This window comes from uncultured Paraglaciecola sp. (genome assembly GCF_937123705.1).
Lineage (GTDB): Bacteria > Pseudomonadota > Gammaproteobacteria > Enterobacterales > Alteromonadaceae > Paraglaciecola.
On the sequence record NZ_CAKZKO010000010.1, the window covers coordinates 98339 to 117106 of the forward strand.

The 18768-nt window shown below is 42.5% G+C and carries 13 protein-coding genes; 10 read left to right on the top strand and 3 right to left on the bottom strand.

Going from position 1 to position 18768, the window contains the following annotated elements; translation table 11 throughout:
* Positions 1 to 93 precede the first annotated feature (93 nt).
* The 9 genes from Q0688_RS01705 to tldD all read left to right on the top strand — a co-directional run bounded on the left by Q0688_RS01705 (position 94) and on the right by tldD (position 12860).
* Positions 94 to 1965, top strand: coding sequence for an SUMF1/EgtB/PvdO family nonheme iron enzyme (locus tag Q0688_RS01705; protein WP_299072300.1), 1872 nt, complete (start codon positions 94 to 96; stop codon positions 1963 to 1965).
* A gap of 230 nt (positions 1966 to 2195) precedes the next feature.
* Positions 2196 to 3242, top strand: coding sequence for a rod shape-determining protein (locus Q0688_RS01710; protein WP_299072303.1), 1047 nt, complete (start codon positions 2196 to 2198; stop codon positions 3240 to 3242).
* Between the two features lie 57 nt (positions 3243 to 3299).
* Entirely contained in the window at positions 3300 to 4160 is an 861-nt protein-coding gene (gene mreC, locus Q0688_RS01715; protein ID WP_299072306.1) for a rod shape-determining protein MreC, read from the top strand.
* Positions 4157 to 4633, top strand: coding sequence for a rod shape-determining protein MreD (gene mreD, locus Q0688_RS01720; protein WP_299072309.1), 477 nt, complete (start codon positions 4157 to 4159; stop codon positions 4631 to 4633). Before mreC ends, mreD begins: the two co-directional genes overlap by 4 nt.
* A 2-nt stretch (positions 4634 to 4635) precedes the next feature.
* The gene (locus Q0688_RS01725; protein ID WP_299072312.1) at positions 4636 to 5205 is read left to right on the top strand and encodes a nucleoside triphosphate pyrophosphatase; all 570 of its coding nucleotides are present in this window, start codon (positions 4636 to 4638) and stop codon (positions 5203 to 5205) included.
* Positions 5195 to 6658, top strand: coding sequence for a ribonuclease G (gene rng / locus Q0688_RS01730; protein ID WP_299072316.1), 1464 nt, complete (start codon positions 5195 to 5197; stop codon positions 6656 to 6658). Before Q0688_RS01725 ends, rng begins: the two co-directional genes overlap by 11 nt.
* Before the next feature lie 11 nt (positions 6659 to 6669).
* Positions 6670 to 10578: a YhdP family protein gene (locus Q0688_RS01735; RefSeq protein ID WP_299072319.1), complete on the top strand. Its 3909-nt coding sequence runs from the start codon at positions 6670 to 6672 to the stop codon at positions 10576 to 10578.
* A gap of 28 nt (positions 10579 to 10606) precedes the next feature.
* Positions 10607 to 11425, top strand: coding sequence for a carbon-nitrogen hydrolase family protein (locus tag Q0688_RS01740; protein ID WP_299072459.1), 819 nt, complete (start codon positions 10607 to 10609; stop codon positions 11423 to 11425).
* On the top strand, positions 11418 to 12860 hold the full coding sequence (gene tldD, locus Q0688_RS01745; RefSeq protein ID WP_299072322.1) for a metalloprotease TldD: 1443 nt from the start codon (positions 11418 to 11420) through the stop codon (positions 12858 to 12860). Before Q0688_RS01740 ends, tldD begins: the two co-directional genes overlap by 8 nt.
* A 158-nt stretch (positions 12861 to 13018) precedes the next feature.
* Here the strand turns inward: tldD and Q0688_RS01750 are convergent, their stop codons facing one another.
* Both Q0688_RS01750 and yjgA read right to left on the bottom strand, forming a co-directional pair.
* Positions 13019 to 14809 (bottom strand): Ig-like protein, group 1, encoded by a 1791-nt coding sequence (locus Q0688_RS01750; protein WP_299072325.1) that lies wholly within the window; start codon positions 14807 to 14809, stop codon positions 13019 to 13021.
* A gap of 5 nt (positions 14810 to 14814) precedes the next feature.
* Positions 14815 to 15354, bottom strand: coding sequence for a ribosome biogenesis factor YjgA (gene yjgA, locus Q0688_RS01755; RefSeq protein WP_299072329.1), 540 nt, complete (start codon positions 15352 to 15354; stop codon positions 14815 to 14817).
* A 140-nt stretch (positions 15355 to 15494) separates the two neighbouring features.
* On the opposite strand from yjgA, the gene pmbA reads away from it, so the two are divergent.
* Positions 15495 to 16820 carry a metalloprotease PmbA gene (pmbA, locus tag Q0688_RS01760; RefSeq protein ID WP_299072334.1) on the top strand — a complete coding sequence of 442 codons (1326 nt, stop codon included), beginning with the start codon at positions 15495 to 15497 and terminating at the stop codon, positions 16818 to 16820.
* A gap of 21 nt (positions 16821 to 16841) precedes the next feature.
* Here the strand turns inward: pmbA and Q0688_RS01765 are convergent, their stop codons facing one another.
* The gene (locus Q0688_RS01765) at positions 16842 to 18764 is read right to left on the bottom strand and encodes an EAL domain-containing protein (protein ID WP_299072337.1); all 1923 of its coding nucleotides are present in this window, start codon (positions 18762 to 18764) and stop codon (positions 16842 to 16844) included.
* Positions 18765 to 18768: the final 4 nt, after the last annotated feature.

The window sequence follows — 18768 nt, forward strand, 5'->3', positions numbered from 1 at the left end:
GCCTCGCAAAGTTGTGATCTGCTTAGGTTATGCCAGATTAATATCATCACAATAAAAATAGTTGCCATTGTGCAACCCGTTTGGAACCGAATAATGAACCCTATAGCTCAACTTACTCTTATCTTAGCTCTTTCGTTTAGCCAAAGTATTCTGGCCGCCGATTTATCGGTTGCAGACGTTGAAAACAAAATATCTGTAAAACAAACCGAATACGACAATTATAACAGCTCACTTGAGGCTCAAATTGCTAGTGCAGCGAGCTCAGAAATTGAGCTTTCGGAACTGCGTCAAAATGCAGCAATAGCCGATGCGGATAGGCAGGCATCGTTAATTGAAATGAATCTACAATATGAGAAAGTGATTGATGATCCAGAATTGGATATCTCTCAGTTTATGAAAACTTACGCACAAGCCGTAAGAACCCATAAAATGATCAAAGATGCTATTACCGACAAATACAACCAATGGCAAGATGAGTTACAAGAAGTAGAGCAAATGCAGGTCTCAAAGCATAGCTTACTCAACACCATAGAAGGCCTAAAAGAGCAACTAAATAGCGTACGAATCGACCGTTTATACCAAGAGTTCAATCGTCAAGAAATGGTAGCTGTTAGCCATAACATTAGCTGTGACAAAGACGAAACTTTTGGTAAATGTAGTGATAGAGGCAAAGCCCTAGCCAAGCAGAAAGCGTCAAAGCGATTTTTAGATAGTATTTATAGTGGATTAAGTGAATCTGCAGAAGCAGAAAAAAGACGACAAACCTCTGATGCCTCGGTACAAGTGTTACGCAGTGAAGTGGCTGAGAGCAACTTTAGCGGCCAAGGTAATTTTAACGTTAAAATGAATTTAGAGCTGCAAGGCAATTTAAAACGCTCTCAAGGTTGTGAGCTGTTGGGATTAGATAGACGCTACTGTGTTAATTTTAAGGCCAATGATGCGATTCAAGTTGCAGCCATCAGCACCTTACCTATGGCCACTGATGAATCAGTGATGTACGAGTTAACTGTACGTTCAAATGTATTTGATGATGAAGTTTTTATTAATGGAGTCAGTTATGGTTCGACTAAGCTACAAGTTATGTTGCCTTCAGGTGAGCATGACGTAGAAGTGGTAAAACGTGGTTTTGAATCAAAACGTCAAAAAGTGGCGCTGTCTGAGTCAAAAACCTTAAAAATTGAACTGGCACGTTCACAGTACACTTTTAGTAAAGGTGAGCGAATTCAGGATATTTTAGCCGGAGACATTGCCGGTCCCGATTTAGTGGTGATCCCAGCAGGCAGTTTTCGCATGGGTGATATCACAGGAGTAGGTCTTGAAAACGAGCGCCCTGTACAATCGCAAGATCTAAAACAGTCATACGGTATCAGTGAAACAGAAATAAGCGTTAAAGCCTTTGAGACTTTTGTTAATGCAACAAGTTACGTTACCGAAGCTGAAAAACAAAAAGGTTGTGCCGCATATGAAGATGGCCAAGCTGTGTGGAAGGACGATAGAAATTGGCGTTCTCCTGGTTTCGTCCAAAATGCTGATAATCCAGTAGTATGCGTTAGTATGCATGATGCTAAGGCTTATGTTGATTGGATCTCTAAAGCCAGCAGCCAAGCCTATAAATTACCTAGCGAAGCTCGTTGGGAATACGCTGCAAGAGCAGGAAAAGAAACAGACTATTGGTGGGGAGAGGGTGTGAGTACCGATAACGCTAATTGTGGTTGGTGTGGCAGCCAATGGTCAAATGTCAGTACCGCGCCTGTGGGTTCATTTGAGCGCAATGATTTTGGCCTTTTTGATACAGTAGGTAATGTCTGGGAATGGACCACTAGCAATCAATCGGATGGCCACTCTGTAGTGCGAGGCGGTGCTTGGAACTTTGCACCTCGATTAGCGCGTGTTTCGACACGTATGGAGATCGATAGCAGTTTTCGCTCTAACTATATAGGTTTTAGAGTTGTACGGGAGCAATAACCTATACAGCCCCTGTGATTTCTACAAATCCCGACTTAGTATCGGGATTTTTTATGGGCTAATAACAAGCCTAATACCAAGACAGATTGTCTGTTTTAGCAATTAATAGATAAAAACCCTCTTAAACTACTATTTTTATTGCTTGGTTGATGCTCTGTACTTGCCGAAATCTCAGTGCATTGGTACAGTTAGCGCAATATTTTTCTTTTCAATCAAAGTGCGGTTTTTACATGTTCAAAAAGCTACGAGGAATGTTTTCCAACGATTTATCAATCGACCTCGGTACTGCAAATACGCTTATCTATATTAAAGATCAAGGTATTGTCCTTAACGAACCATCTGTTGTTGCTATTCGTCAAGAGCGCGGTTCAGGAGGCCCCAAAAGTGTTGCGGCAGTCGGGCGTGAAGCTAAACAAATGTTAGGTAGAACCCCAGGTAATATAAAAGCTATTCGTCCAATGAAGGACGGGGTTATTGCAGACTTTTATGTGACCGAAAAAATGCTACAGCATTTTATCAAACAAGTGCACGATAATAATTTTTTGCGCCCTAGCCCCAGAGTGTTAGTGTGCGTACCTTGTGGTTCAACTCAAGTTGAGAGACGTGCCATCCGTGAATCGGCCTTAGGTGCCGGGGCTCGTGAAGTTTACTTAATCGACGAGCCAATGGCTGCGTCTATTGGCGCTGGTTTACCCGTATCAGAAGCAACGGGCTCAATGGTGGTCGATATAGGTGGTGGTACCACAGAAGTAGCGATCATTTCTCTTAACGGTATCGTTTATTCGTCTTCAGTTAGAATTGGTGGCGACAAGTTTGATGAAGCGATTATTTCTTATATTAGACGTAACTTTGGCTCGCTAATAGGCGAAGCAACCGCAGAACGCATCAAACATGAAATTGGTGCCGCTTACCCCGGTGAAGAAGTAAAAGAAATTGAAGTACGTGGCCGTAATTTAGCGGAAGGTGTACCTCGCAGTTTTACTCTTAATAGCAATGAAATTCTTGAAGCTTTACAAGAACCGTTAACCGGTATTGTTTCAGCAGTGATGGTAGCCCTTGAACAATCCCCCCCAGAGTTGGCGTCCGATATTTCCGAACGTGGCATGGTGTTAACAGGCGGAGGCGCTTTATTAAAAGACTTAGACCGTCTGCTTATGGAAGAAACCGGTATTCCCGTAGTTGTTGCCGATGATCCTTTAACCTGTGTTGCTAGAGGCGGTGGTAAAGCGTTTGAACTGATCGATATCCACGGAGGCGATCTCTTTAGTTACGAATAACCATACCCGACTTTAAAGTAAACAAGGCGGCACTTAGTCGCCTTTAGGCAGACAATAATGAATTTAATGTTTTCAAGCGGTCCTTCTCTGCCTAACAGGTTAGCTCTGGCGTTATTGCTCTCTGTGTTTCTGATTGTATTTGATCACAAGTTTGATGGTTTTGGCACCACCCGTGTTTTTCTTAATTCCTTAGTCAGCCCATTACAATATCTAGCGAATTTACCCGGCCAATTACTGAATTCTAGCGCGAGTCGTTTAGTATCCCATGATCGTTTGTTTAGCGAAAACGCCAAGTTAACCCATGATGCTGTGCTGATGAATGGCGACTTGCAGTTGCTCACTTTTTTACAACAAGAGAATGCACGGTTGCGCAATTTACTCAATTCTCCTGTGCAACATAGTACCCGTAAGGTAGTTGCTGAGCTTATGGCGGTAGATAACAATCCATACAGTCATCAAATTGTTATCAACAAAGGTGCTATTGACGACGTCTTTGAAGGCCAGCCTGTGTTAGATGACAAAGGTATTGTGGGCCAAGTTATGCAGGTGAGCTCAACAAATAGTCGAGTGTTGCTGATTGCTGATGTTACTCACGCTATCCCTGTTCGGGTTGCTCGTAACAATGTACGTTTGGTGGTTTCAGGCTCAGGAAGTTTAAGTGAGCTTTTGATCCCCCATGTTGCTCATAGTAGTGATTTAAAGGTAGGGGATCTTTTATTGTCCTCAGGCTTAGGCAATGTATTTCCCGAGGGTTATCCGGTTGCCGAAATTTCATCCATTTTAAGAGACGAAAGTAGGCCATTTTCACAAGTCAGGGCTAAACCTGTTGCACAGCTAGATCGCCTAAAGTACTTATTATTGCTTTGGTCAGATCGGGTGATTGAGGAAACGTCACCAGCAGAGATCTCGGTAAAATGAGATTACGCCATTATTCTATCGCCCTTAGCGTTATTGTCGCTTTGGTATTGCAGATTATGCCAATGCCAGCCTGGGCTGATTTGTATCGCCCAGATTGGGTTTTATTGGTTTTGAGTTATTGGGCGTTGGCATTGCCCAATCGCGTCAATGTAGGTGTGGCTTTTTTTACTGGACTGATACTCGATATACTATTAGGCACCAGTATTGGGGTGCATAGTTTTGCGATGTGCCTATGTATTTATGTTTTGGTGGCAAACTATAAACGCTTACGTAATTATTCGGTTTGGCAGCAGTCCGTTATTATTGGCATTATCTCAGCCTTGTTTAATTTGATTATTTTTTGGCTGCAACATCTTATTACCGATATTTACTTTTTATTTGATTATCTTTGGCCCGTAGCCAGTTCTATGGTGATTTGGCCTTGGATGTTCTGGCTTTTACGTAAAGTACGTCGCCAACTGCGTTTACGTTAGTCATGCTAGTTCTTGCTTCTCAGTCTCCGCGGCGGGCTGAACTACTTAACCAAATAGGGGTAGTGTTCAGTCAATATTCAGTGGATATTGACGAAACTGTACAAAATCATGAAGCACCAATAGATTATGTACGGCGTATGTCACAGGAAAAGTCCTCTCTAGGTTATCAACAATATAATAGTGCTCAGGCGGTTTTGGGTGCAGACACCATAGTTGTTGCTAAGGGTAATATTCTGGGAAAACCTAAAGACAAGTCGGATGCCATACGTATGCTGAGTATGTTGTCTGATAACATTCACCAAGTATTCACCGCTGTGACGATAACCAATGGCCAACAACAAAAATCCATAGTGCTTGAAACTCAAGTTTGTTTTGGGCCTCTAACAACACAACAAATGCAATGGTATTGGCAAACGGGTGAACCACAAGATAAAGCCGGAAGTTATGGTATTCAAGGCTTAGGTGGGCAATTTGTGAAATACATTGAAGGTAGTTATAGCGCGGTAGTAGGGCTACCTTTATATCAAACAAGAATGTTATTAACTGAATTTGGGGTCATGAATGAGTGCTGAGCTATTAATCAATGTTACCCCTTCTGAGTCACGCGTGGCCTTGATTGAAAATGGGATCTTGCAAGAAATCCATATAGAAAGGCACACCAAGCGCGGTCTTGTGGGGAATATATATCGAGGTAAAGTCAGTCGAGTATTACCTGGTATGCAAGCGGCATTTGTGGATATTGGGTTAGACAAGGCGGCATTTCTACATGCATCTGACATTGCCATGCACAGTGAAGTTGAGGAAGATGTTTCACCTCAGCATATTGAAAAACGTGATATTCGAGAGCTGGTTAGAGATGGGCAAAATATTGTGGTGCAAGTGGTTAAAGATCAAATTGGCACTAAAGGGGCGCGGTTAACCACTGACATAACCATTCCATCACGCTACTTGGTTTTTATGCCAAGTGTCGGGCACGTTGGGGTATCGCAACGCATTGAAGATGAGGCAGAAAGAGATCGCCTTAAATCCATAGTTCAAGACTTTTGTAGTGACGATGGGGGGTTTATTTTACGTACAGCGGCCGAAGGTGTTAAAGAACAAGAGCTAACTCAAGATGCGGATTTCTTAAAACGTCTATGGCAAAAAATACGTTCACGTATGAAAAACAAGTCCCATATTTTGTATGAAGACTTGCCTTTAGCACGCCGTGTACTTAGAGACTTTGTAGGTACAGAATTAGATCGAATTAGAATTGATTCAAAATTGTCTTTGCAAGAGCTGCAACATTTTACTAAGGAGTATGTACCGGAGTTACATAAACTTTTGGAGTATTATCCAGGCGAACGTCCCATTTTTGATTTATACGATGTAGAAAATGAGTGTCAGCGCTCTTTAGAAAGACGAGTCGATTTAAAATCTGGTGGTTATTTGATCATCGACCAAACCGAAGCCATGACCACAATCGACATTAATACTGGTGCCTTTGTGGGTCATCGCAACTTAGAAGAAACCATTTTCAATACCAATATTGAAGCGACTCAAGCCATTGCCCGTCAACTTAGATTGCGTAACTTGGGTGGGATGATCCTTATCGATTTTATTGATATGACAGTAGAGGACCACAAAAGACGAGTGTTGCATAGCCTTGAGGTGGCAAGTAATAAAGACAGAGCCAAAATCAATATTCATGGTTTTACGGTTTTAGGCTTGATTGAAATGACCCGCAAAAGAACCCGAGAAAGTCTAGAGCATGTGTTATGTGGTGAGTGTCCGGTATGTAAAGGACGTGGTTCGGTTAAAACAGTTGAAACTGTCTGTTTTGAAATCATGCGCGAAATTGTACGGGTTAATCGTGCCTATGATGCTGACAAGTTTGTCGTTTATGCAGCTCCCGCTGTAGCGGAAGCTTTGCTGGGTGAAGAGTCTCATATGTTGGCTGAACTGGAAGTATTCGTCACCAAACAAATTAAGGTCCATACTGAACTTCTATACAACCAAGACAAATTTGATGTTGTCATGATGTAAGTAATCTAAACGTGAATACCAAAACCAAAAGTGCGTCATATTATGTCGCTTATCTAATAAAAAAACTCTGGGCACTGGTTGCCTTGAGCTTGGTTGTGGTGGCCGTTACTTTGAGCGTGGTGCGTTATTCACTTCCTTATTTGAATGATCAAAAAAGCTATCTAGAACAATGGTTGTCAGGGCAAGTTGGCGCCCAGATAGAAATAGGAGAAATCAGCGCAAAATGGCAGGGGATAGGTCCTGCTATTGTACTTCGTGATATCCAGTTGATCCAAAACGCCCAGTCCCCTATTAGTCTCAATATTGCGGAAACTGCCATAGAGGTCAATTTCTGGGAGTCTGTTCGAGCTAGGCAAATACAAGCGAATAAATTTGATTTGCGACAGATGGAAGTCAGTATAGATATCGCATCATTGGAACAAGAGAATAATCAATATCCAATTGTCGACGCCTTAGAAACATTATTTTTGCAACAGTTACAGCTGTTTTCTATTAGTCAAAGCAAAATAATCATCAACACTAGAAACAAGCATCGACAAGTTGTACTTATTGACCAAGTATCATGGGTGAATAAAGGTGATCACCACCAAGGAGTTGGACAGCTACAGGTAGAAGAAATAGCTCGAAATTCAGCATCCTTTGTGCTTGATTTATATGGTAATCAGGAAAACTTATATGGTACTTTTTTCGCTAAAGGAGAAGAGGTCGATCTATCTCCTTGGATTAAACAATTGCTACCAAGTGACAAACAGCTAGTTGAGAGTCGTGGTAGTTTTGTGATGTGGGCAGCCATAAAAGAAAACTCCTTGCAATCACTGCAACTGGATTTGTCAAATAGCCACTTTAATTGGCAAAGTCTAGACAATGCTACCCCAGAAAATAACCTAAACGCAGTGATACTAGGAGGCCAAGTCAATGCAATTCCTGTAAATAATGAGTGGATGTTTAATCTTCATAATTTAACTATGCAGATTAATGACAATGTATTGGTTTCAAACTGGGTAGGTAAAATTGACCCAAAAGGAGCCATGACATTACAACATAAACAGCCGCTAAAATTGGCCCCAGTACTCCCCATGCTGAACCTTGCCTTGGCGCCTAGTCAAGTATCGGTGTTCGAATCACTGCACCCCCAAGCAACATTGCGCTCAATAGACATCTTCCGCTCCCTTAGTGGAGAGGTGGCTGTCAATGCCTCGTTGAGCGATATACAGTGGCAACAAACAGAATTTATGCCAGGCATGGCAGGGCTGGCAACAGAATTAAATTGGTATAATGGTAACGGACGTTTAAATTTAAAAGCCAAATCTGGACGACTATTGATTGATAAACTGCTGGAAAATGATATTGATTATCAACGCTTTTATGCAGATTTGTATATCCATACTGCTTCTGAAAATTTCAGTATTTTGGCAGAGGACATTTTGTTTAAGAGCGATGTTGTTAGTCTGCGTCCTCATTTTTTTTACCGAAGTCTAGATAAATTTTTAGCATTTGCAACAACAGTCGATAGGATTGATGTGGCAACATTACCTCAACTTTATCCTTCACAACTTATGGGGGTTAAAACCAAAAAGTATTTGGTCGACTCATTGTTACAAGGTCAAGTTATCAATGGTCAACTAATATGGCATGGATCATTAGATTCTTTTCCTTTTGATCAGAATCAAGGGGTTTTTCAAGCTCAGCTTCAAGTGGTTGAAGCTGAGCTGAAATTTGACAAGCAATGGCCCACTTTGAGTAATCTTGATGTAAATCTACTGTTCGAAAACGCCGACTTGACTATGACTAGCCAGAAAGGTCGGCTATTGGATGTAGAGCTGGTTAAGTTGTCAGCAAGTATCACTGAGCTTACCAACAATGCGCTACTCTCAATAGATATTAATGCCCAAGCCAATGGGCAACAAGTAACCGACTTAATGTTGCAAAGTAGCCTAGCAGACACCTTAGGAAAGACATTGCAACAAGTTCAAGTAAGTGGTTCTTTGGCAACAAAGCTCAATTTGCATATTCCTCTTTATGACCAACCTATAGTAGCAACAGGCTCAGTGCAGTTAAGCGATAATATTGTGGCACTGCCGAGCTTAGATATTCTGTTACAACAAACTAATGGTACGGTGAGTTTTGTTAATAGTGAGGTCACAGCAAACGACCTTAAAGGGCAATTATTACGCCAGCCAATACGCGTCTCTTTGACGGGAGAGCAACAAGACATTGGTTATCAAACCGACATTAATGTAAAAGGGCAATGGCAAGTAGACCCTTTACTTGAGACTTTTGCTGGTGGCTTAAAAACATATCTGTCTGGATCGAGTAATTGGAACGCCAATATTGCCTTGACGCTTCCCACTCAAGGTGGATACCAGTATTTCGCAGAGGTATCGAGTGACCTTCTTCACTTAGGATCAAAATTACCTAAGCCTTTTGCTAAAACCGCTGATCAATCCTTACCATTATTAGTGACTAGCCAAGGCAATCAACAAGCCTCTTTGATTAAAATTACCTTGGGGAAAGACATAGAATTTAACGGTAATTTACCCCACCAAGATATGCAGTTTTCTCGGGCCCATTTGGCAATAGGCCAAGCAGATTTAATGGGAATGGGGTTAGGATTTAGCATTTCAGCCACTTTGCCAGAATTGAATGTTAGCCCTTGGTATACCTTTATTAATACCCTGGTTGATGACCTTCCTGACAACAGCGAAAAATCGCTGATTAGCGCACCAAAACGTATTTTTGTTAATGCGGATAGTGCAGTGATAGCGGCGCAACGACTGACGGGGCTTGAGATGGTAGTTAAAAATACCAGCGATAGTTGGCTGTTTGATATCAACGCAACAGAAGCTCGGGTGAACCTTGCTTTGTCTAAAGATTGGTTAAGTAAAGGTGTAAATATTGATGCAAGTTTTATTGATTTAGCTAGTTGGCAAGATATTCCAACAGGTATTGACGGTCAGGTTTCTGATGCTAATCATTTTGTAGCTGACATAGACAACTTACCTCCCATAAACTTTTCCTGTGCCCGTTGCCGGTTTTTAGACAACGACCTTGGGAAGGTGGATTTTAAATTATCTCGCGCAGCTTCGGGAATGAAAATAGAGCAACTAAGATTCAATAACGCCCATGGTGTTTTTTACGGCTCAGGCGATTGGTTTTTAGATAAAAATCAAAGCAGTACCCATTTAACCGGGGAGTTTAACAGCTCTGATTTTGGGGCTTTTTTGAAAGATTACAAATTGGACTCGGGGATAAAAGATTCCAAAGCCAGTGCTCAATTTGATTTAAGTTGGGATCAGGCACCTTACGAGTTTAACTTCGAGACGCTTAAGGGGCATATTGACTGGGGCTTGTCGGATGGTTACTTAACTGAAGTCAGTGACCAAGGCTCACGCATATTTACTTTGTTAAGCCTTGATTCTTTAGTTCGTAAACTGAAACTCGATTTTAGAGATATTTTTGCTAAGGGATTTTTCTACGACAAAATTGACGGTAGTTTTCAGGTAGAAAATGGCGTTGTTCATACCAAAGATACTGTTGTAGATGGCGGGGCAGGCGAATTGACCATGCAAGGCTATACCGATCTAAACGCACAACAACTTAATTACCAAATCGAGTTTTCACCTAATGTCACCTCTAGCTTACCGGTAATAGTCGCTTGGATGGTTAATCCCGCAACGGCTTTGGCTGCATTGGCGCTGGATCAAATGTTGACCTCAGCTAAAGTGATATCCAATATTAAATTCTCACTTACCGGCTCTTTAGATGATCCCCAGCTTAAAGAACTCGGCCGTAACAGCAAAGAGGTGTCTTTACCTGCCAGTGTCAAACCTGAAGTCGAGCAACCAAGTCAACCTATTGATCAACAACTAGACACACCCATTGATATTCAAGCACCTGACGAGATCCCCCTCAGTGGATAGCACTAATCCTATTGTGGTCGCACTGCAAATGAGTTCGTCACCTCAGGTAGCCGACAATCTGTTATTTGTAGAGCAGCAGCTTGCGTTATTGCCCAAACAAAGGCCTTGTTTAGTGGTACTTCCAGAATGTTTCGCCTGTTTTGGTGGTGGCGACAAATTATTACTGGAGATTGCCGAACCTTTGGGGCGTGGGCCGATCCAACAAAAACTTAAGCAACTCGCAAAACACTATGGTATTTGGTTTGTGGCTGGCAGCTTGCCTATTGTTTGTTCCTCAAAAGAAAACCGTGATCCTAATAAATTCACTGCTTCTTGTTTGTTGATAAATGACCAAGGTGAGACTGTTACTGAATACCAAAAAATACATCTTTTTGATGTACAAATAGCGGATAATACCGGCACCTATCTTGAGTCCCGTTATACCCATCCCGGTAGTCAATTAGCCGTTATTGATACGCCTTTTGGCACCCTTGGTTTAGCCGTTTGTTACGATATTCGTTTTGCTGGCATGTTTGCCGCCATGCAACAAATCGCCCAATTAGATATATTAGCCTTACCTGCTGCCTTTACTTTTAAAACTGGGCAAGCCCATTGGCAGGCCTTGCTGACTGCCCGCGCCATAGAAAACCAATGTTATCTGGTTGCCGCCAACCAAACTGGAACACACAGGAATAAGCGGCAAACTTATGGTCACTCCTGTATCATCTCGCCTTGGGGCGAAAAACTGCTAGAGTTGCCCCAAAATACCGGCATGATACATGCCCCCATTGATCACCACTTACTCGCCGATATTCGCGCCAATATGCCAGTTTATCAGCACAACACATTCAGGAGTCACCTTGTCTAATTTGGTAGAAGAAAACTTACTAGATGCATCAGATCTTACTCGCGCCACATTAGAGACGGCACTAGATTCCATATATCAACACGACAACGACTTTGCCGACTTGTATTTTCAGTCAAGCCAACATGAAACCTGGGTATTAGAAGACGGCATCATTAAAGAGGGCAGTTACAATATTGAGCGGGGTGTAGGTGTACGGGCGGTATGTGGTGAAAAAACCGGATTTGCCTATTCAGATGAAATTTCCCCAGAAGCCCTATTAAAAGCGGCCAGAGCTTCTCGGAGTATTTCAGCTTTAGGGGGTAAACATAAAATATCTGCGCTCAAGCAAAGCCACCCTAGTAGCCGCTATAGTGCCCAAAACCCACTTTTAGCCATGCAAGAGCAAGAAAAAATAGCCTTATTACGGGCAGCAGATGAATATATTCGCCAACAAGAAAGTGCCCTTAGCCAAGTGGTTATCAGTATTAGTGGTGTATACGAAGAAATACTCATTGCCGCCACAGACGGCACTTTTTGTACCGATATCCGTCCACTTATCCGCTTTAACTGTTCGGTATTGATGGAAAAAGACGGACGCCGTGAACGAGGTAGCTCAGGTGCGGGTGGACGCTTTGCCTATGAATATTTTCTAGCCGATGACGATGGTCGCCCTCGCTTCCAACAAGTAGCCGATGAAGCCATACATATGGCCAGAGTGAATATGCAAGCTGTGGCTGCTCCTGCGGGTCAGATGCCAGTGGTGCTAGGTAACGGCTGGCCGGGCGTGTTGTTACATGAAGCAGTAGGTCATGGTTTAGAAGGCGATTTCAATCGTAAAGGCGCTTCGACCTTCTCAGGTCGCATCGGTGAGCAAGTAGCAGCTAAAGGCTGCACTGTGGTAGACGATGGTACTTTAGATAACAGACGAGGCTCGCTTTCGGTAGACGACGAAGGTACACCTACTCAGTACAATGTACTGATCGAAGACGGTATCCTTAAAGGCTATATGCAAGATAAACTCAATGCCCGACTAATGGGCGTGGCCCCTACCGGCAATGGCCGCCGCGAATCTTATGCGCACTTACCTATGCCCCGTATGACCAATACTTATATGCTTGGGGGCGAACATTCTTCAGAAGAGATCATAGCGTCCATAGATAAAGGTATATACGCCCCTAACTTTGGTGGTGGTCAGGTTGATATCACCTCAGGTAAGTTTGTATTTTCTACTTCGGAAGCCTATTTAATCGAAAAGGGCAAAATTACTACGCCCATTAAAGGCGCCACTCTGATTGGTAACGGTCCTGAAGCTATGCAAAAAATTTCTATGATTGGGAATGATTTAGCCTTAGATAAAGGGGTGGGTGTCTGCGGTAAAGATGGCCAAAGTGTACCGGTAGGTGTTGGCCAGCCTACCCTTAAGGTAGACGAATTAACAGTAGGCGGCACGGCTTAATCCCTTAACACCCTGCAAGCAGCTAAAGAGCATATGCTCTTTAGCAACAAATCTTATACCAATTCATCTTAATAATTGCTTACTCAGCGAGATTTAAAAGCACCTAATCAAAGCGCTCGAATGAAGTAATAGCTATTCTATTGTAAGTTCGGGCAACGTTACAAAAGATCCACAGTAAAGCTTACTGTGCTCACAATCCCTTTTGCTGATGTGATACTCACCTTAACCGTTGCCGTAACGGGGGCGCTTTCGGTATTTTCAATGGCAAAAGATAGGGTAAATGCTTGTTCTTTATTGGTGTTGGGGATAACAGTTGAGCTGATATCTGTGACTGTTCCCGCACTACTGGTGATAGAGACATTAGAACCAAATGCTGGAACTTGACCGTGATTATCGGTAAAAACCGCTGTGAAACTATGCTTTGCATCTGCCGCTATACTGACATTGGCGTTGTTAAAATCTGGGTTGTTGCTGGCGTACAAGTCATCATTATTATCAAACACACTGCCTAATAACGCGCTGCCTGACATGACTAAGACTAGACTTTTTCGCACTTGCAAAGTAGCTGCCGCGCCTTGCCCACATATATCAGTGGCTTGGCATTGGGTGCCGTTAAATAGTGTATCAGCCTCATCAAATTGCTGGTTATTGTTGTAATCTAAGAAGCGCTCTGTGGGATCCCATTGCAGATTTTCATTGTCGTCGAGCCAAGCCTCTGAGTAATCAACAAAACCTGTTTGACCGGCTGGGGTGACTCCAAAGCCACTATCCGTTTGAGGATCTTCAGCTATTGCGCCGCCATCTTCATCATCAAATACATTGTTACCATTACTATCAAACAGGGTTTCATGGCCTATTGCAGTGGCTAATATTGTTACTCGCCCATCTGCGGGTCTAGGCTCTCCACTTATCCAAGTAACCGAGCAGGCCCCATCAGTAGTGACACAGTTGGACTCTACTGTTCCCCCTTCGGCGGTAAAAGTGACAAGGGTATTGTTGGGAACTGGATTGCTAAAAGTGTCGGATAAGCGCGCCGTCAAACTCACAATTTCACCGTTATAATTACCGGCCTCAGGATTTAGCACATCGGCGCTAAGGGTAAAACTACGCTGGTTAGGTAAACCTGTGGTTATAGAGAGTGCCTCAGACTGGGTGCGAATAGTCTCACCTGATGCTGCCACTACCTTGGCATTGACCCTTACTGATACTGGTGCGGTGCCCGCCATCAATTTTGTTGAAACTACGCCGTTTTCATCGCTGATAGCGCGGTAGCTTTCTAAGCTCAAATTGCCGGCGTTTGAAGTGATAGAAAACTCCACTTCTTGATTGGCTAAAGGGGCGTTTCTGTCATTACTTACAACAAAGCTCACTGTTGAGTGAGACGCACTTATGTCACTTGCCCCTTGTAATACTAGGCTTTCGGGTATTGCTGATAAAAAGCTGATGCCACCAATTACCTCGGGTCTAATGCTAATTTGTTCCGTGGCGGTTAAGGTTTGGGTAGTGGTTTCAACTGTTACCGTTATTTGATCAATAGCCCCCGAAGCTCCGGCACAACCTTGGTCGGTATAGGTGCTGGTTGCTTCACCATTAACCGTACTAAGGTCGGTATTGAGTACGGCTTGTTGCGCAATCACGCAATTTGAGCTGAAATTTGCTACATAAGCCTCAGGCACAGGCTGATTATCTGTATCGACTAAAGCGATATTGAGACCGATAGAGCCGCCAGCGCTTATTTCAAACACACCGTTTTCAGATGGCATCGATACCCCAACTTTGCCCTCTATAAATTCACCAGAGGGTGTAAAAAATCCAATTTTTATGATGCTGCTGGTTGCTGATTGTTCGTTATTAAATGGATCGCTACCATTTTCACCAGAAACACCACCACAACCGCTAAGCCCGAAAAGTGTCAAAAAAGAGGCAAAAAATAGTATACGTATACCCATAAGTATTATCCGTTTATGATTTGTTTTAAGTATTGAAAAAGCTCTCGGGAGGCTTTCGTCGGTTTGTTCTCAGCTTGCTGTTTATTGGCCTGTCGCACATATTGTCGTAACTTTTGCCTATCAAGCTGTGGATAATCGGCAATAGTTGCCTCAATTTTGTCATTACCTTCACGCAAAATGTCATCTCTGAGAATTTCAATTTCATGAAAGGCATCATTTATTTTTTTATGAGCAGACTTAATGTTGTTTAAGGCCTGCTCGATAGGCTCAATATCGACACTGCGCATTATTTTACCAATTAATTGCAGCTGTCGGCGGTAGCCTTCTTTCTTGCGTAATATCTTACGTGCCAGCATGACTGCCTCAAGCAATTCTGGCTCCATTGGGACTTTTGCTAAAGAGGATTGTCCAAGATGCACTAAGGACTCGCCTAGCTTTTGCATTTCTAGCATTTGCGCTTTAATTTGAGTTTTACTGAGAGACTCGTGCTCTTCATTTAAGTCGAATGCATCTTCGACGTCTTTGTTTCTTTTCGGGGCGACCATGTCATTATCTTTAGTGATACACTATTGTCAGATTGTAACCTCCACAGCGAGAATAAACTACACGGAAAATCACTAGAAGCATGGCGTACCTTATGTTTAGGTCGTTAAGCAGTAATGTGTAGTCAAATAATGAAGGCCTTATGCAACAACAATTAGCAGAAATTCAAAGCATAGTAGAAGACGTTTTAAAATTAGCCAAAGACAAAGGGGCAACTCAGGCCGAGGCAAGCATGTCTAAAATCGAAGGCATTGCGGTGTCTTCACGTTTAAAAGAAGTGGAAACCGTTGAATTTACTAATGATGGTGGCTTAGGCATTACTGTTTATAAAGGTAATAAAAAAGGAAGCGCTTCTACTGCAGATTTATCACCTCAAGCCTTAACTCTAACCGTAGAAAAAGCCATTGAAATTGCCAAGCACACCAGTGACGATGATTGCTCTGGTTTAGCTGAAAAAGAGCTAATGGCATTTGAATATCCCGATTTAGATTTATTTCATCCCATAGAGCTAGATACTGAACAGGCCATACAGCAAGTGATTGCCGCCGAAGCCAGCGCATTAGATGTAGACTCCCGGATCACTAATTCAGATGGCGCTTCTTATAACGCCAATTTAGGCGCAAAAGTCTATGGTAACAGCCACGGCATGTTAGCCGGTTACAACAGTAGTCGCTATAACATGAGCTGCGTGGTGATAGGCGAGCAAGACGGCGATATGCAGCGCGATTATAGTTATTCGGTAAGCCGTCAAGCCAATCTGTTAACCAGTCCAGAACAATTAGGCCAAGAAGCGGCACAATTTACCCTAGACAGACTAGGTGCCCGCAAAGTAAAAACCTGCAAGGTGCCGGTGTTGTTTGATCGCGAAATCGCTGCGGGTTTATTTGGGCACTTTATCAGTGCCATTAGTGGTGGTAGCTTGTACCGAAAATCATCATTCTTGTTAGACAAGCTAGAGCAGCAAGTATTGCCAAGTTGGTTTAACATCAGTGAGCGTCCCCATATTTTAAAAGGACTGGCCAGCTCACCTTTCGATCATGAAGGCGTGAGAACCCAGGATCTAAAGGTGGTAAGTCAAGGGATACTCAATAGTTACCTATTAACCAGCTACTCTGCCCGTAAACTGAAGATGAACACCACGGGTCATGCTGGTGGCATTCACAACTGGTTTATTCAACATACCGGCGAGACCGATAAAGAAATGCTCGCCAAATTAGGGACGGGATTATTGGTCACCGAATTAATGGGCCAAGGGGTAAATATAGTGACGGGTGATTACTCCAGAGGCGCAGCAGGTTTTTGGGTAGAAAATGGCGTCATTCAATACCCAGTGCACGAGATCACTATTGCCGGTAACTTAGCCGACATGCTGATGAATATTGTGGCCATAGGTGCAGAGCAAGAAACCCGCGGCAGTATACAAACGGGTTCAGTGCTGATTGAGAATATGCAAGTGGCGGGTGAATAACCCCGCTTGCATTAAAATGTATTATTGTAAAACATCTTCTGGGGCGGAAATATAACCTTGGTAGCCATCTGCCCTAAGAGACCTAAATTGCTGTAATTGCTCCTGATTTTCAATACCTGTAATAACCACGTCTATGTTTAAGCCTTTGGCAACATTAATCAAGGCGCGGCACATTTCGTTGCTTTGATTTACCTTCTCATAAAATGCAAAAGACTGATCGAGCTTAATATAGTGAGGTTGCAATTTTTGTAAATAGTCCAGAGAACCTATTTGACGCCCACATTGATCAACCCCAATTTTTGCACCCGCAGCGCGGACTATCTCAGCAATATTTTGACAATGTTCAAATGAATTTATTAATGCCGACTCTGGTATTTCAAACAACATCTGCTGTGCATGTGTCGATTCTTGTAAAAATGTCGTCAGCCACTGGTGAAACTCAGGAGCTTGCAAACTATGCTGACTCAAGTTAATTGCAATTGGTTGATTTGTAAGAGCCAAAATATCTTTTTGTTTAATGGTCGCCAACAAACATTTATCAAGCTCGCTACCAAGGGACAGCAAATCAATAAAAGGCATAAATTCAGAGGCATTAACTACCTTGTCGTCAATACTAAGTCGGCAATATAATTCACGATGAATAATATCATCAGCTTGCATATCGGTGACGGTTTGCCATTGAAAGCTAAAATGACTGTTATTGATAGCATCAACGAGTTTAGTGCGCCATTGCTCTCTACTATATTTCTGTGGTTGTTGTGTATCTATCCAATGACTGATTTTTTCTTCTTTAAGGGCTTGTTGTAAGGCATTATCAGATTGAGATAACAAATCAGTGGGTTGCATATTGGCAATGCGCTGACTGATACCTAAGGCAAATTTACTATTAGCCGTACAGCCTGCTTTAGTAATTTCCTGGTTAATTATTCTGATCAGGGTTTGTATATAGGTTTCAATTTGGTGATGCTCAGCTTTAGTCAACAAAAATGCAAATTCAGTACTGGCAATTCTAGCTATCACTCCCTCGGCAATACTCGGAAGTTCAGCCTGCATCCTTTCAGACAACACCTTTATAATTTGATCTCGCCCTTGATAACCATATTGACTATGAATATCTTCCAACCAATCGAATTTGGCCAAGATAAGCCCACCAAATCCTGGCTCATTTAGCCAATTATTAATTTGCGCAGATAAATACTGGCGGTTGGGCAAATGCGACACCTGATCTACAAGTTTATCGTCTTTGAGCTCACTAACTTCTTTATCGAGTGAGGTGAAAACTTGCTTTAGCTGGCCAGACATTGAATTAATTGCACCTACCACATCTTTTAATTCAGTGGTTGCGGGCATGTCTATATCGTGTCCGAATTTCCTCTGTCCCAATTCCTTTGCCTGTAACGCTATTTCATGTAGAGGATTTAAAATATGCTTAAGTCTGAACCTAAGTACAAAAATACTAATGATAAATAACAATGACAAAACCATCAGAGTGTCGTTCATAATGCGCCACAGTTGTTGATATCCTAGTGCTGGGTGAGCTTCTATCTCAAGGGTCGCTAGCTGCATCCAACCAGAGGTAATAGTTGTTTGCTTTTTTTGTATGCCAAATATTTCTAAATCAATTAACCACTGTGGCACACCTTCAATAACAATGGGGTTTTCCCACGTCTGCTCTTTTCCATCTGCTAACCATTTTAAGGTGACTTTACGATAAAATCCTCCTTCAAAAATAACATTCACTAAAGTTTCAGCCGAGACCATATCGCCAGTCTGTAAATGGGGCTGCAACATTAACCCTAAAGACGTCATAGTATTGTTAAGATCAGACTCCATTTGATGACTCATAAAATCACGAGTCTGAGTAAACTGAAAATAAACTAAACTGGCCATTACGAGCAAAAAAAGTCCAAAGAGTAATGAGTTTACTTGTCGAAATAGGGTCATGGCT